The 14,104-nt window shown below is 71.2% G+C and carries 15 protein-coding genes; 9 read left to right on the forward strand and 6 right to left on the reverse strand.

What is annotated here, in order from left to right:
• Positions 1-161: 161 nt before the first annotated feature.
• From AC1Q7O_RS11640 to AC1Q7O_RS11655, 4 genes are all read left to right on the forward strand, one after another.
• Entirely contained in the window at positions 162-1,730 is a 1,569-nt protein-coding gene (locus tag AC1Q7O_RS11640) for a thioredoxin family protein (protein WP_492659995.1), read from the forward strand.
• A 122-nt stretch (positions 1,731-1,852) separates the two neighbouring features.
• The gene (locus tag AC1Q7O_RS11645; protein ID WP_492659994.1) at positions 1,853-3,313 is read left to right on the forward strand and encodes an alpha/beta hydrolase; all 1,461 of its coding nucleotides are present in this window, start codon (positions 1,853-1,855) and stop codon (positions 3,311-3,313) included.
• Positions 3,310-4,092 (forward strand): ABC transporter ATP-binding protein, encoded by a 783-nt coding sequence (locus AC1Q7O_RS11650; RefSeq protein ID WP_492659993.1) that lies wholly within the window; start codon positions 3,310-3,312, stop codon positions 4,090-4,092. The genes AC1Q7O_RS11645 and AC1Q7O_RS11650 overlap by 4 nt, the downstream gene beginning before the upstream one ends.
• Positions 4,089-5,252 carry an ABC transporter permease gene (locus AC1Q7O_RS11655; RefSeq protein WP_492659992.1) on the forward strand — a complete coding sequence of 388 codons (1,164 nt, stop codon included), beginning with the start codon at positions 4,089-4,091 and terminating at the stop codon, positions 5,250-5,252. Before AC1Q7O_RS11650 ends, AC1Q7O_RS11655 begins: the two co-directional genes overlap by 4 nt.
• Positions 5,253-5,265: 13 nt before the next feature.
• Here the strand turns inward: AC1Q7O_RS11655 and AC1Q7O_RS11660 are convergent, their stop codons facing one another.
• Positions 5,266-6,672, reverse strand: coding sequence for an SEL1-like repeat protein (locus AC1Q7O_RS11660; RefSeq protein ID WP_492659991.1), 1,407 nt, complete (start codon positions 6,670-6,672; stop codon positions 5,266-5,268).
• A 135-nt stretch (positions 6,673-6,807) separates the two neighbouring features.
• Between AC1Q7O_RS11660 and AC1Q7O_RS11665 the strand changes: the two genes are divergently transcribed.
• Positions 6,808-7,341, forward strand: a complete 534-nt coding sequence (locus tag AC1Q7O_RS11665; protein WP_492659990.1) for a hypothetical protein — start codon at positions 6,808-6,810, stop codon at positions 7,339-7,341.
• Here AC1Q7O_RS11665 and AC1Q7O_RS11670 read toward each other — a convergent pair.
• Entirely contained in the window at positions 7,338-7,835 is a 498-nt protein-coding gene (locus AC1Q7O_RS11670) for a hypothetical protein (RefSeq protein WP_492659989.1), read from the reverse strand. The two genes, AC1Q7O_RS11665 and AC1Q7O_RS11670, sit on opposite strands and share 4 nt — an antisense overlap.
• Positions 7,836-7,942: 107 nt before the next feature.
• Between AC1Q7O_RS11670 and AC1Q7O_RS11675 the strand changes: the two genes are divergently transcribed.
• A complete protein-coding gene (locus AC1Q7O_RS11675) occupies positions 7,943-8,164 on the forward strand; it encodes a DUF2061 domain-containing protein (RefSeq protein WP_492659988.1) in 222 nt (73 codons plus the stop codon).
• Between the two features lies 1 nt (position 8,165).
• On the opposite strand, the gene AC1Q7O_RS11680 is transcribed toward AC1Q7O_RS11675, so the two are convergent.
• The 4 genes from AC1Q7O_RS11680 to AC1Q7O_RS11695 all read right to left on the reverse strand — a co-directional run bounded on the left by AC1Q7O_RS11680 (position 8,166) and on the right by AC1Q7O_RS11695 (position 10,447).
• A complete protein-coding gene (locus tag AC1Q7O_RS11680) occupies positions 8,166-9,143 on the reverse strand; it encodes a thioredoxin domain-containing protein (protein ID WP_492659987.1) in 978 nt (325 codons plus the stop codon).
• A gap of 90 nt (positions 9,144-9,233) precedes the next feature.
• Positions 9,234-9,521, reverse strand: a complete 288-nt coding sequence (locus tag AC1Q7O_RS11685; RefSeq protein ID WP_492659986.1) for a YkgJ family cysteine cluster protein — start codon at positions 9,519-9,521, stop codon at positions 9,234-9,236.
• A 25-nt stretch (positions 9,522-9,546) separates the two neighbouring features.
• The gene (locus AC1Q7O_RS11690) at positions 9,547-9,741 is read right to left on the reverse strand and encodes a YgaP family membrane protein (protein ID WP_492659985.1); all 195 of its coding nucleotides are present in this window, start codon (positions 9,739-9,741) and stop codon (positions 9,547-9,549) included.
• 67 nt (positions 9,742-9,808) lie between these two features.
• Positions 9,809-10,447 carry a Crp/Fnr family transcriptional regulator gene (locus AC1Q7O_RS11695; RefSeq protein ID WP_492659984.1) on the reverse strand — a complete coding sequence of 213 codons (639 nt, stop codon included), beginning with the start codon at positions 10,445-10,447 and terminating at the stop codon, positions 9,809-9,811.
• 229 nt (positions 10,448-10,676) lie between these two features.
• On the opposite strand from AC1Q7O_RS11695, the gene mnmG reads away from it, so the two are divergent.
• The 3 genes from mnmG to AC1Q7O_RS11710 all read left to right on the forward strand — a co-directional run bounded on the left by mnmG (position 10,677) and on the right by AC1Q7O_RS11710 (position 14,101).
• Positions 10,677-12,626: a tRNA uridine-5-carboxymethylaminomethyl(34) synthesis enzyme MnmG gene (mnmG, locus tag AC1Q7O_RS11700; RefSeq protein WP_492659983.1), complete on the forward strand. Its 1,950-nt coding sequence runs from the start codon at positions 10,677-10,679 to the stop codon at positions 12,624-12,626.
• Positions 12,623-13,249, forward strand: coding sequence for a 16S rRNA (guanine(527)-N(7))-methyltransferase RsmG (gene rsmG / locus AC1Q7O_RS11705; protein WP_492659982.1), 627 nt, complete (start codon positions 12,623-12,625; stop codon positions 13,247-13,249). The genes mnmG and rsmG overlap by 4 nt, the downstream gene beginning before the upstream one ends.
• A gap of 78 nt (positions 13,250-13,327) precedes the next feature.
• Positions 13,328-14,101, forward strand: coding sequence for a ParA family protein (locus AC1Q7O_RS11710; RefSeq protein WP_492659981.1), 774 nt, complete (start codon positions 13,328-13,330; stop codon positions 14,099-14,101).
• Positions 14,102-14,104 lie beyond the last annotated feature (3 nt).

Consider the following 14,104-nt stretch of genomic DNA (forward strand, 5'->3'; position numbering starts at 1 on the left):
CTCCTGAAATGACGCGCGCGAGTCTAGACAGCCGCGGCCGCGCGCGCCCTCCCTATGAGTTGCGCGCTCATGCGGCCGCCGCATGAGCAACTGAGAAACCCGCAGCGCCGGGCAGGCCACGAAGCCCCGGACAATCAGTCACCCCTTTCTCACCGCCGGACATGAAGCTGTCACCCCTCTTCTCGTCGATCGCGCTGGCCCTGACCCTGGCCGCACTCCCTTCCCTGCCCGCCCATGCCGCCACCGGGCCCGGCGTGTCCTGGCAGGCGGCCGCGGCCGATGCCGACATCGACCGCGCCTTTGCCCAAGCCAAGGCGGAGAAGAAGCCGGTGCTGCTGTACTGGGGCGCCAAGTGGTGCCCGCCATGCAACCAGCTCAAGGCGACGCTGTTCAACCGCGCCGACTTCATCGAGCAGAGCAAGGCCTTTGTCGCCGTGGGCATCGACGGCGACGCGCCCGGCGCGCAGAAGCTGGGCACGCGCTTCAAGGTGCGCGGCTACCCGACGCTGATCCTGTTCAGCCCCGCGGGGCAGGAGATCACGCGGCTGCCCGGCGAGGCCGACGCGGCGCAGGTGATGAAGGTGCTGCAGCTGGGCCTGTCCAGCGGCCGGCCGGTCAAGGCCGTGCTGGCGGACGCCCGCGCGGGCAGGAAGCTCAATGCCAACGAATGGCGGCTGCTGGGCTTCTACGGCTGGGAGACCGACGAGCAACAACTGCTGCCCGCCGCCGAGCGCCCCGCCACGCTGGCGCAGCTGGCCCACGCCAGCGAGGGCGCGGACGCCGAGACGGCCACGCGGCTGTGGCTGAAGTCCGTTGGCGCACTGAGCGAAGGCCAGGCGGCCGACCCGGCGCAGCTGCCGCGGCTGCGAGCCGTGCTGGCCGACGCCGCGCAGGCCCGCGCGCAGATGGACGTGCTGGCCAACGAAGCACCCGACCTCGTCAAGGCGCTGGCCCCCGCGCCCGGCGACGCGCGCCGCCAGCTGGTGGTGGAGTTCGACGCCGCGCTGAAGCGGCTGAATGCGGACGCGACGCTGTCCCGCGCGGACCGACTGAACGCGCTGCAGGGCCGCATCGAGCTGGCGCGGCTGGACACGCCCAAGGACGAACCGCATCCCCGGACCGTGCCCGCCGCGCTGCAGGCCGAGGCGCGCGAGCAGGCCACCCGCGCCCACCGCGAGATCACCGATGGCTACGAGCGCCAGGCCGTCATCACGCAGGCGGCCTACCTGCTGGGCCGCGCCGGCCTGTGGACGGACAGCGACGAGCTGCTGAAGGCCGCGCTGGCGCGCAGCCACTCGCCCTACTACCTGATGAGCCAGCTGGGCGGCAACGCGAAGAAGCAGGGCCGCACGGCCGACGCGCTGCGCTGGTACGAGGAGGCCTTCAACAAGAGCGAGGGCCCGGCGACGCGGCTGCAGTGGGGGTCCAACTACCTCGGCGCGCTCGTCGAGCTGAGCCCCGAGGACACGGCGCGCATCGAGAAGACCGCCGCCCAGCTGTTCGCCGAGGCCGAGAAGGACCCCGGCGCGTTCTACGAACGCAGCGAACGCTCGCTGAAGAAGGTCGCGACGCTGCTGGCGGGCTGGAGCAAGACCCCCGCCCAGGCCGCCACCCTCGGCCGGCTCAAGGCGCAGCTGGACGGCGTCTGCGGCAAGCTGGACGGCAGCGATGCGAAGGCGCGTGCCGCCTGCCAGGGGCTGATGGCCCAAGCTGCCCCCCGCAAGGCCTGACACCGGCCAACCGCGATTTCGGGCCGCTGGTGCGGCCCCACCCGCCATTCATCCCGGCGCCGCGCTGACGGCCCACGCCGCGCCCGGATACTCCGCCCACTCCCAACTTCCCGAGTGAAGGCATGCGTGAATGGCGTGGGTGCCTGCTGGCACTCCTGACGATGACCGGGCTGGGCACGGCTGCGGCGGCTGCGCCGCTGAAGCCCTGCCGCATCGCCGGCATCCCCAACGAGTTGCAGTGCGGCAGCCTGCAACGCCCGCTGGACCCGGCACGGCCGGACGGCGCGAAGATCGACGTGCACTACCTCGTGGTGCCGGCCATGGCCCGCAACAAGCAGCCCGACGCGGTGCTGATGCTGGCCGGCGGCCCAGGCCAGAGTGCCATCGGCGTGGCCGCGCGCATGCTGCCGAGGCTGTCGAGGCTGGGCAACCGGCGCGACCTGGTCTTCATCGACCAGCGCGGCACCGGCAAGTCCGCGCCGCTGGACTGTCCCGACGACAGCCGGCTGCCCATCACCGAACAGCTCGACGGCGCCGCCCAGCTGCGCCGGCTGGACGCCTGCCGCGCCGAGCTGGAGAAGCTGCCGTACGGCGACCTGCGCTTCTTCACGACGACGATCGCGATGCAGGACATGGACGCCGTGCGCGAGGCTCTCGGCGTGCCGCAGTGGAACCTCATCGGCGGCAGCTACGGCACGCGCGCCGCGCTGGAGTACCTGCGCCAGTTCCCGACCAAGGTACGCCGCACCGTCATCGACGGCGTGGCCCCGCCCGACATGGTGCTGCCGGCCAGCTTCTCGCCCGACACGCAGGCGGCGCTGGACAAGCTGCTGGACGCGCATGCCAAGACCTACCCGACGTTGCGCGCCGACTGGCAGCAGCTGCTGGCCTCGCTGCCGCGCCAGGTGACGGTGGCGCAGCCGCTGACGGGCCAGCCCGAGCGCTTCACGGTGGACCGCCAGCTGCTGCTGCGCGCGGTGCGCCCGCCGCTGTACCAGCCGGCGCTGGCCGCGGCGCTGCCGGCCGCCATCCAGGCCGCCGCGCGCGACGGCCGCTTCGACGGCCTGTTCGGCCTGACCTCGGCCTTCGGCGGCGGCAAGGACCTGCGGCTGGCGATGGGCATGCACTTCTCGGTCGTCTGCGCCGAGGACATGCCGCGCCTGGCGGAGTCGACCGACCAGCCGGGCGCCGACTTCCAGCGCGTGGATGCCGACATGTACGCCCGCGTGTGCAAGACCTGGCCCCGCGGCGACGTGCCGGCCGACTTCTACAAAGTGCCGCCCGCGCCCAGCCCCGTGCTGGTGATGAGCGGCGGCGCCGACCCCGCCACGCCGCCCCGCCACGGCGAGCGCATGGCCCAGGCGCTTGCCGTGGGCCATGCCGAGCGCGTGCAGCACCTGGTGGTGCCCGAGGCCGGCCACGGCGTCATGGGCGTGGGCTGCGTGCGCGACCTGCTGTTCCGCTTCATCGACGCCAAGACCGACGCCGCGGCGCTGCCGCAGGACGCGAGCTGCGCCACGCGCATCCCGCGGCCCGTCGCCTTCCAGCCCATACAGGCCCCGACAAACGGAGCCGCGCAATGATCGACATCGACAACGTCCACAAGCACTTCGTCTCGCGCACCGGCGCAGGGCTGTTCAAGCGGGGCGACAAGCGCATCGTGCAGGCAGTGCAAGGCGTCAGCGTGGCGGCTGCCGATGGCCGCATCACGGGCCTGCTGGGCGCCAACGGCGCCGGCAAGACGACGACGCTGCGCATGCTGGCCGGGTTGTTCGCGCCCGACAGTGGCCGCATCACGGTCGACGGCATCGTCGTGCAGGACGCTCCGCTGAAAGCCTTGGCCCGCATGGGCATCCTCGGCGATGCACACGGCCTGTACCCACGGCTGTCGGCGCGCGAGAACATCGCCTACTTCGGCCGGCTGCAGGGCATGGACCCCGACGCCGCCAACGCGCGCGCCGAGGAGCTGGCGCGGCTGCTGGAGATGCAGTCCATCCTGGACCGCCGCGCCGACGGCTTCAGCCAGGGTGAGCGCATGAAGACGGCGCTGGCCCGGGCCCTCGTGCACGACCCCGCCAACATCGTGCTGGACGAGCCCACCAACGGGCTGGACGTGCTGGCCACGCGCGCGCTGCGCGAAGCGCTTCGCTGGCTGCGCAGCCCCGAGGGCGGCGCCAAATGCATCGTCTTCTCCACGCACATCATGCAGGAGGTGGAGCAGCTGTGCGACGAGGTGGTCGTCGTGTCCAAGGGCCGCAGCGTCGCGCGCGGCAGCGTGCCGGAGCTGCTGGCGCAGGCGGGTGAGACCCGCTTCGAGGATGCGTTCGTGAAACTGGCTTTCCCTGCCGAGGTGGCTGCATGAAACAGGCGTTCATCGTCTTTGCCAAGGAACTGGCCGACGCGCTGCGCGACCGCCGCACGCTGCTGCGTATGCTGCTGCCCGCGTTGCTGATGGGGCCGCTGATGCTGACGGCGCTGTCCGCGCTGATCGCGTCGTTCGAGGAGCGCGCCGAGAAGCGCGAGGTGCTGGCGGTGGGCATCGAGGCTGCTCCCACGCTGAAGAATTTCATCGAGCGCCAGACCTTCACGATCAAGCCCGCGCCGGCCGACTACGAGGCCCGGCTGCGCGCGACGACGCTGCTGGAGCCGGTGATGGTGGTGCCGGCGGACTTCGAGGCCAAGCTGCTGGCCGGCGAGGCGCCGACAGTGGAGATCGTCAGCGACAGCGCCAATCAGCGCGCCGGCGCCGGCGTGGGCAGCATCCACCGGCTGCTGGGCGGCTTCAACCAGGAGCGCGCCGCGCTGAACCTGGCGATGCGCGGCGTGTCCATGGAGCTGCTCAAGCCCATCGAGGTCGAGGAGCGCGACCTGGCGGGCGTGCAGGCCCGCGCGTCGCGGCTGACGGCCATGGTGCCGATGTTCATCATCATGGCCGTGCTGTACGGCGCGCTGACCGCAGCGCTGGACAGCACCGCCGGCGAACGCGAGCGCGGCTCGCTGGAGCCGCTGCTGATGAACCCGGTGCCGCACGGCGCGCTGGTGGTGGGCAAGTGGGGCGCCGTTGCGCTGATGGGCATGGTGGTGGCGCTGCTGTCGTCCCTGAGCTTCGTGCCGGCGCAGTGGCTGCTGCGCAGCGACAGCCTGCAGGCGATGTTCCAGTTCGGCATGGGCGAGGTGCTGGCCTTCTGGCTGCTGCAGATCCCGCTGGCGGCGGGGCTGTCCGGCCTGCTGATGGCGCTGGCCATCCGCTCCAAGACCTTCAAGGAGGCGCAGGCCGGCAGCACGCTGGTGGTCACCGTCGTCAGCCTGATGCCGATGGTGACGCTGCTGAACCCGGGCGGCGATGCGCCCTGGTACCTGTGGGTGCCGGGCCTGGCGCAGAACACGCTGATGCTGGCCGTGCTGAAGGGCGAGGCACTGCGCTGGGGCCAGGTGTTGCCCGGCGTGCTGACGGGCTTTGCGCTGGGCGCCGTGGGGCTGTTCTACGTCGCGCGCTCCATGCGCGCGGCGGTGGCGCGCTGAGGGTGGTGCCGGCTCAGCACGGGCCGGCGTCCCACTCCCACTTGCCGAAGTTGAACTTCTGCTGCGCCTGGATGTTGACCTTACGGCCGTCGTCGTAGGTGCGCTTGCAGGACGCGTTGATGCAGCTGGTGTTGCAGCTGACGACGCCGGGGCGCTTGGCAGGGCGCGCCGGGAAGCCGTCACCGGCCGGCTCGGGGCGCACCGGCTCGGCGGCCGCGACGGGCCGCTTGGCTGCCGGCTGGCTGCGCAGGCGCTGCGCGATGGCGGCGGCGATGCCGATCTTGGGGTCCAGCATGCGGCGCGTCAGCGCCTGCGCCTGCTCGACCTCGGCCGGGCTCAGCTCGTCCAGCAACGACTTGCGGTTGCCCGGTGCCTTGTTGTCGTCGGAGCCATCGAGGCTGGCGGACACGTTGTAGAGCGCGTAGGCCACGACCGGGTCGCGCGGCACACCGCGGCCGCGGCCATAGGCCACGCCCAGGTTGTTCGTCGCGGCGGCATGGCCCTGTGCCGCCGCCTTGGCGTACCACTCGGTGGACTGCTCGAAGTCCTGGGGCACGCCGCTGCCATCGGCATACTGCACGCCAAGGTTGAACTGCGCCTCGGGCAGGCCCTGGTCGGCCGCCTTGCGGTACCACTCGCTGGCGCGGCGGACGTCCTTGGCCACGCCCTCACCCATGTCATAGGCCAGCGCGGCGCGGAACTGCGCGCCGCTGTCGCCCTGCTCGGCCGACTTGCTGAACCATTCGAAGGCGGTCTTGAGGTTCTTGGGCACGCCCGTGCCGTCGCGGTAAAGCCAGGCCAGGTTGCGCTGAGCGAGGCTGGACCCCTGGTCGGCGGCCTTGCGGTACCACTCCGCCGCGGCCTTGTGATCCTGCGGCAAGCCCTGGCCGCGGAAGCTGGCCACGCCCATCAGGTTCTGTGCCGTGGCATTGCCCGCCTCGGCCGCCTTGCGGGCCCAGCCGATGGCGGCAGCCGCATCCTGGGCCACGCCCTTGCCGTGCCACAGCGCCAGCGCCAGTTCGGCCTGCGAGACGCTCATGCCCTGCTCGGCCGCCAGCGTGAACCAGCGGGCGGCCTGCGCGGCGTCGGCCTTGACGCCGTTGCCCTCTGCGTAGACGAAACCCAGCGTGTTCTGCGCCTCCGACGATCCCTGGTCGGCCGCCTTGCGCAGCCAGGCCAGGCCGGCCGGCTTGTCCATCTTGATGCCCTCGCCCCACAGCAGCATCCAGCCCATGCGCACCTGGGCCTGCGCATCGCCCTGCTGAGCGGGGCCGCGCAGCTCGGCCAGCGCGTCGGCATAGCGCTCGGCGCGGTAGGCCTCCAGGCCCTCGGGCACACCCGCCACCGCGGGCGGCGACACGCAGCCGATCAGGCCGCAGAACAGGAGAGGGTGCAGTCGGGGCAGACGCAGGGTCGGCATGGGCATGAATGCTGTCGAAGAATGGCTAACGCCGCACATTGTGGAAGGTGGCACGCCGGCACCCGGGCAGTACGCACAGCCCGCGTGGCCGCGCCGTGAAGAATTGCATTTCCTGCATCGCTGACACTGACACCCATGACAACGCCCCACATCCTTGCCCGTGCCGCGGCCGGCCTCGCCGCGGCAGGGCTGCTGGCCGGCTGCGCCGGCACAGGCAGCTTCTCCGCCTTCGAGCCCGCCACGCCGGCCGACTACACCGGGCCCACGGTCAACGTAGCCGACCAGGCCGTGGCCGTCGGCCCGCAGCGGCTGCATGTGTTCGAGATGACGCAGGTGGACGGCCGCCGGCTGGCCAGCAGCAGCGTGGCCACCACGCGAGCCGGCCAGGGGGGCGCCATGACGGTCACCGCCGTGGCGCTGAGCAACGAGCTGGCCGTGCGGCCGGCGCGCGTGCAGCTGCAGGCGGCGACGCAGTACGCATCGCCGCTGGTGGCGTTGTCCAACCCGACCTGCCGCACGGTGGGCGAGGTGGTCTTCACGCCCAGGGAGGGCGTGCGCTACGCCGTCAGGGGCCGCATCGAGGCCCAGGCCTGCGAGGTCTGGATCGAAGACCTCGCCACCGGCCAGCCGGTCACGGACAAGGTTACCGGCCCGGGCACCCAGCGCTAGGCCAGCCGCCGCGCCGCGGCGGCCAGCAACGCGCGCGAGTACCCGCGGTGAAAGCCCAGCAGCGCGTGGAACACCCAGCTGAAACGCGGCTCGCCGCCCGGGCCGCGCCGGCGCGGCACGACGGCGGAGCCGAACCACAGCGTCGTGCCTCCGCCCTCGCCCGCCTGCACCTGGAACCAGGAGCGCGTGGCGCCGCTGTCCTCGTGCATCAGCAGCTCGTCGCCCGTGCTGGCCTCCACGGTCCAGACGGCGATGCGCTCGCCCTCCCCCCGCGCCACGGCGCGGGCCATCGCGTCGCTGGACGGCTTGCCCAGCAGCGCGATCAGCGCCCGCTCCAGCTTGAACAGCCGCGTCGTGTAGAACGCTTCGACAAACTCGGCCAGCGTGACGGGCCGCGGCAGGTGCAGCGCATAGGCGTCGGCAAAAGCGCCGCGCTGCGTGGCCAGGCGGCCCAGCAGGCTGTCGGCGGGCACGGGGGCGTCGGCAGGTGTCATGACGGCACAGCGTAGACGCCGATCGATGGCATAGCCGCAAGCAATTGGCCCGCGCCGATGAGAATCATTAGCATTTGACTATTCGATTCAATCAGGCGATAGACACCATGGCCAAGACCGTCAGCTTCGGCATCCTGCACCTGGGCACCTCGTTCACGGTGACCTACGCGCTGACCGGCAGCCTCACCGTGGCCGGCGCGGTCACGTTCATCGAGCCGCTGGCCAACACGGTGCTGCACTACTTCTTCGACAAGTACTGGGACCACCCGCGCGCGCAGGCCTTCCGTGCGCGCTGGGGCGGCAACCGGCCACGGCTGGCGGGCAGCTGAGTCAGCGCAGCCCGTCCAGCAGCGTGCGGCGCAGCGTGGCCTCGTCGGCGATGCCGTCCTGGCGGCGCATCAGCTGGCCGTCCTTGAACGTGAAGTAGGCCGGGATGCCGGTGACGCCGAACTGCCGGACGAAGTCGTTCTGCCCCACCGTCTTCCATGGCTGGAAGGCGACGCGCGCGAAGCTCGTGCCCTGCGGCGCCTCGGCCGCGGCCAACGCGTTGAAGGCAGGATTCGAGCGCACGCAGTAGCCGCAGCCCGGGTCGTACGAACTGAGCTGCACGACGACCCAGCCCTTGCTCTGCCGCACCCACGCGCTGACGTCGGCGGGCGCCACACTCTGAACGCCGGGCGCATTGGCGGCCGCGCGACCGGGCGGGGGCGGCAGCGGGGCATCGGCCACCGCCGGGGCCTTCTGCTGCTCGACGTAGGCCAACAGCGGCGCGCGGTCCAGCTGCGGGGTGGTCACGGTCTTGACGACGGACGCATAGCCATCCGCATAGGCACCCACGCGGATGGCCACCACGGCATCGGCACGGTGGGCCATCAGGTACATGCCGCGGGCGCCAAAGGCGCTGTACTGAAGCCGCTTGGCCGGGTCCAGCTCGTGGGACCAATAGATGGACACGTCCGCGCTGCCGGAAGGCGAGGTGCAGGGGATATCGCAGATGGTGACGAGCTCGAACCCCTGCTCGCGCAGCTGGCCGGCGTAATGGCGTGCGATGAGCAGTGGGCTGTCGTCGGCCGGATGCTTGTACTGCTGCATGGCAACCTTGCCCTCGTAGGGCAGCCGCCAGCGACTCTCGTTCCCGCCCTTGGCGCGCTCGGGCGGCGAGATCGGCAGCGCGCCGGCCTCCAGCGGGTTGTCGTAGCGGCCCAGCTCCTGGGCGCGCGGATAGGGCCGCAGCTCGACGGACTGGGCGTGCGCGACGGCCGCGCCCAGCAGCATGGCGACGGCGGCCAGGCCTTGATGGAATTTCATGGGGCTCCCTGAGTCTGACAAGCCGGCCCATGGGCGCGGCGCGGCAGTCTAGGAGGCCGGCCAGGTGGCGGCGCCCAACGACCTAGGGAGTCAAGGTGACAAGCCGTGTGCCGGCGGGCTGGCGGCCGGCGCCGTCTGCTCCTCCATCCAGCCCAGCCAGCGCATCGCCTGCTCGCGGCTGGCGCCGCACATGTCCTCGTGCGGCTGCAGCGAGCCGCACACCGCCGGCCGCTCGGGGCGGCCGAAGATCTTGCAGCGCAGCTCGTCGTCCAGCTGCGCGCAGCGCACGCCGGCGGGCTTGCCCTGCGGATGGCCGGGGATGGGCGAGCTGATCGACGGCGCGATGCAGCAGGCGGCGCAGTGGGGGCGGCAGTCCATGGCGGCATTGTCCGCCGCGGATGCGTCAGCCCTTGGCCGGACAGGTGCTGACGCCCAGCACCGAGTACAGCGGGCAGCTGCTCATCAGACCGGTGGCCAGCGGCACGAGGCCCAGCCAGCCCCAGGCGCCGATGACGCCGGTGGCCGCGAGGCCCAGCAGCACGAGGCCGGCACTGAGGCGGGCGGCGCGGTCCAGGCCGCCGACGTTGGTCTTGAACATGAGGCACTCCTTCGGGTGGTGATGCCGTCATCGTCGGCCGGCGCACCCCGCCTGTCGGTGACCACGGTCACACAGCGCTTGACGCCGCGCAAAGCCGCTGCAGCGCCGCCGCGTCGGTCACGTCGACGCGCTCACGCCCCAGGCTCACCCAGCCATCGCGCTCGAAGCGCCGCAGCAGCCGGCTGACGATCTCGCGCACGGTGCCCAGGTCGTCGGCCAGCTGCTGGTGCGTGGCCAGCAGGCGCGGGCCGCGGGCGCACAGCAGCGCGGCCAGGCGCTGGTCCAGCCGCTGGAAGGCCACGGCCTCCACCAGCGCCATCAGGTCGGCCAAACGCTCGGCCATCAGGCCCATCACATAGCGGCGCAGCACGGGGTCGCGCTCGCAGAAGGCCTCGAAGTCCGCCGGGCTGATGAGGCGCAGCGCCGTCTCGGTGCGGGCCTCGCCGCTGGCCGTGGCCGCGCGGTGGGCGAACAGGCAGGTGGCGGACACGACGCAGACCTCGCCCGGCTCCACGCGGTACAGCTCCAGCCGCCGGCCGTCCGGCGCCAGCAGCGACACGCTGACGCTGCCCGCATCCACCAGCGGGAAGCCAGGGCAGGGTTGGCCGGCGTCGAACAGCCGGGTGCCGGCAGGCACCTGCATCGCGGGCGCCCGCCGCGCCAGGTCGGCCAGCGCGGCAAGGGCGGGGTCGGCGGGCAGCGGCATGCCCGGCATTCCACCACGGTCACCCACGATGCCGGGTGACTTGTCCACAGGCCCTTCGTAAAATTCGCGGTTCGCCCAGGCAAGGTGGCGCTCCTCGTCCAAGGAGTACCTTGGCCGGTCCCCCGAGGGGACGGCGATGCCCGCCGGATCGACCGGCAGGCACATCGCCTGAGCGGGCCGGCTTGGGAGCGGCCCGGCGCCCGGCCCGACATGCGGAAATGGAACAGAGATGCTTTACCCCAAGGAATTCGACGTCATCGTCGTCGGCGGCGGCCATGCCGGCACTGAAGCGGCGCTCGCCGCGGCGCGCATGGGCGCGCAGACGCTGCTGCTGACCCACAACATCGAGACCCTGGGCGCGATGAGCTGCAACCCCAGCATCGGCGGCATCGGCAAGGGCCACCTCGTGAAGGAGGTGGACGCGCTGGGCGGCGCGATGGCGCTGGCCACCGACGAGGGCGGCATCCAGTTCCGCATCCTGAACGGCAGCAAGGGCCCGGCCGTGCGCGCCACCCGCGCCCAGGCCGACCGCATCCTCTACAAGGCCGCCATCCGCCGCCGGCTGGAGAACCAGCCCAACCTGCAGCTGTTCCAGCAGGCCGTGGACGACCTGATGGTGGAAGGCGACCGCGTGGTGGGCGCCGTCACGCAGGCCGGCATCCAGTTCCGCGCCCGCGCCGTCGTGCTGACGGCCGGCACCTTCCTGGACGGCCGCGTTCACGTGGGCCTGCAGAACTACGCCGCCGGCCGCGCCGGCGACCCGCCGGCCGTGTCGCTGTCGGCCCGCCTGAAAGAGCTGAAGCTGCCGCAAGGCCGGCTCAAGACCGGCACGCCGCCGCGCATCGACGGCCGCACCATCGACTTCAGCAAGTGCGAAGCGCAGCCGGGTGACCTGACGCCCGTGCCGGTGTTCAGCTTCATCGGCAACCGCGAGATGCACCCGCAGCAGGTGCCGTGCTGGATCACGCACACCAACGCCCGCACGCACGAGATCATCCGCAGCGGCTTCGACCGCAGCCCGATGTTCACCGGCGTCATCGAGGGCGTAGGCCCGCGCTACTGCCCCAGCATCGAAGACAAGGTCAACCGCTTCGCCGACAAGGACTCGCACCAGATCTTCCTGGAGCCCGAGGGCCTGACGACGCATGAGTTCTACCCGAACGGCATCTCCACCTCCCTGCCCTTCGACATCCAGCTGGCCGCGGTGCGCAGCATCCCCGGCCTGGAGAACGCCGACATCCTGCGCCCGGGCTACGCCATCGAGTACGACTACTTCGACCCGCGCGGGCTCAAGGCCTCGTTCGAGACCAAGGTCATCCAGGGCCTGTTCTTCGCCGGCCAGATCAACGGCACGACCGGCTACGAGGAAGCCGCGGCGCAAGGCCTGTTCGCCGGCCTGAACGCCGCGCTGCAAGTCCGCGGCGACGGCCCCTGGACGCCGGCGCGCGACCAGGCCTACCTGGGCGTGCTGGTGGACGACCTCATCACCAAGGGCGTCACCGAGCCCTACCGCATGTTCACCAGCCGCGCCGAGTTCCGGCTGCAGCTGCGCGAGGACAACGCCGATGCGCGCCTGACCGAAGTGGGCCGCCATCTGGGCCTGGTGGACGACGAGCGCTGGGCTGCCTTCAACCGCAAGCGCGATGCTGTTTCACGTGAAACCGAGAAGCTGAAGAGCACCTGGGTCCACGCGGGCATCCTGCCGGCGGCGGACGCGGAACGTCTCGTCGGCAAGGCGCTTGAGCGCGAGTACACGTTGGTCGACCTGCTGCGCCGGCCCGGCGTGGTGTTCGACACGGTGGCCGAAGTGGCGGCCATCGCCCGCCCCGAGGCCGGTGTTTCACGTGAAACGTTGAATGCTGAGCTGGGCGAAGAGCTGGCGGCGCTCGTCACCGAGCAGGTTGAGATCAGCACCAAGTACGCCGGCTACATCAACAAGCAGGTCGACGACGTCGCCCGCGCCGCGCACTTCGAGCACCTGAAACTGCCCGAGGAGCTTGACTACGGCCTCGTGCACGCCCTCTCCTTCGAGGCGCGGCAGAAGCTGAACAAGCACCGCCCCGAGACACTGGGCCAAGCCTCGCGCATCTCCGGCATCACGCCGGCCGCGATCTCGCTGCTGCTGGTGCACCTGAAGAAGGGCAAGTTCAAGGGCTTCACCGAGGCGGAAGCGGCATGAGGGACACGCTCCAGGCGGCAGCCACCCAACTCGGTCTCGAACTCAGCGACACCCAACTCGACCAGCTGCTGGCCTACCTGGCCCTGCTGCAGAAGTGGAACAAGGTCTACAACCTGACCGCCGTGCGCGACCCGGCGCAGATGCTGAGCCACCACCTGATCGACAGCCTGTCGGCCCTGCCGCCGCTGCTGCGCCACGGCGCGCCGGCCCGTCTGATGGACGTGGGCGCCGGCGGCGGGTTGCCCGGCGTGGTCATCGCCATCTGCTGCCCGGGTACCGACGTGACCTGTGTAGACGCCGTCGCCAAGAAGGCGACCTTCATCCAGCAGGTCGCCGCCGAGCTGAAGCTGCCCAACCTGCACGGCGTGCACAGTCGCGTCGAGCAACTGACGACCGAGCCGTTCGGCGTCATCACGTCCCGCGCGTTCGCATCGCTGGTGGACTTCACGAGCCTCACCCGCCAGCTGCTGGCCGAAGGCGCGGTGTGGATGGCCATGAAGGGCCAGCACCCCGCCGACGAGATCGCCGCCCTGCCCGCGGACGTGGATGTGTTTCACGTGGAACAACTGGCCGTCCCGGGCCTGGACGCGCAGCGCTGCATCGTCTGGATGCGCCCCCGCTGAACTGATTTCACGGGTCGCGCCCGAGGCGGGGCCTACCCTCCGCCCGGTACGATGCCGGCTGCTCCCGGAACCCCAGCCATGGCCAAGATTTTCTGCATCGCCAACCAGAAGGGTGGCGTCGGCAAGACCACCACCACCGTCAACCTCGCCGCCGGCCTGGCCCAGATCGGCCAGCGCGTGCTGGTTGTCGACCTGGACCCGCAGGGCAACGCCACCATGGGTTCCGGCATCGATAAGCGCAAGCTGGAGATGACGGTCTACGACGTGCTGCTGGAGTCCGCCTCCATCGCCGAGGCCAAGGCCCATGCCGAGAAGGCCGGCTACGACGTGCTGGGCGCCAACCGCGAGCTGGCAGGCGCCGAGGTGGACCTGGTGGCGCTGGAGCGCCGCGAGGCGCGTCTGAAGGCCGCGCTGGCCGAAGTGGGCCAGGACTACGACTTCGTCCTCATCGACTGCCCGCCGTCGCTGTCCATGCTGACGCTGAACGGCCTGTGCAGCGCGCACGGCGTCATCGTGCCGATGCAGTGCGAGTACTTCGCGCTGGAGGGGCTGACCGACCTGGTCAACACCATCAAGCAGATCCACGCCAACCTGAACCCGGACCTGGAGATCATCGGCCTGCTGCGCGTCATGTTCGACCCGCGCATCACGCTGCAGCAGCAGGTCAGCGACCAGCTCAAGGCCCACTTCGCCAACAAGGTGTTCGACACCGTCATCCCGCGTAACGTGCGGCTGGCCGAGGCGCCCAGCTACGGCCTGCCCGGCGTGGTGTTCGACCCCAGCTCCAAGGGCGCCCAGGCGTTTGTCGACTTCGCCAAGGAGATGGTGAAGCGGATCGAGACGATGCGGTGAACA

It is taken from the genome of Roseateles sp. GW823-FHT07B05 (assembly GCF_058794515.1).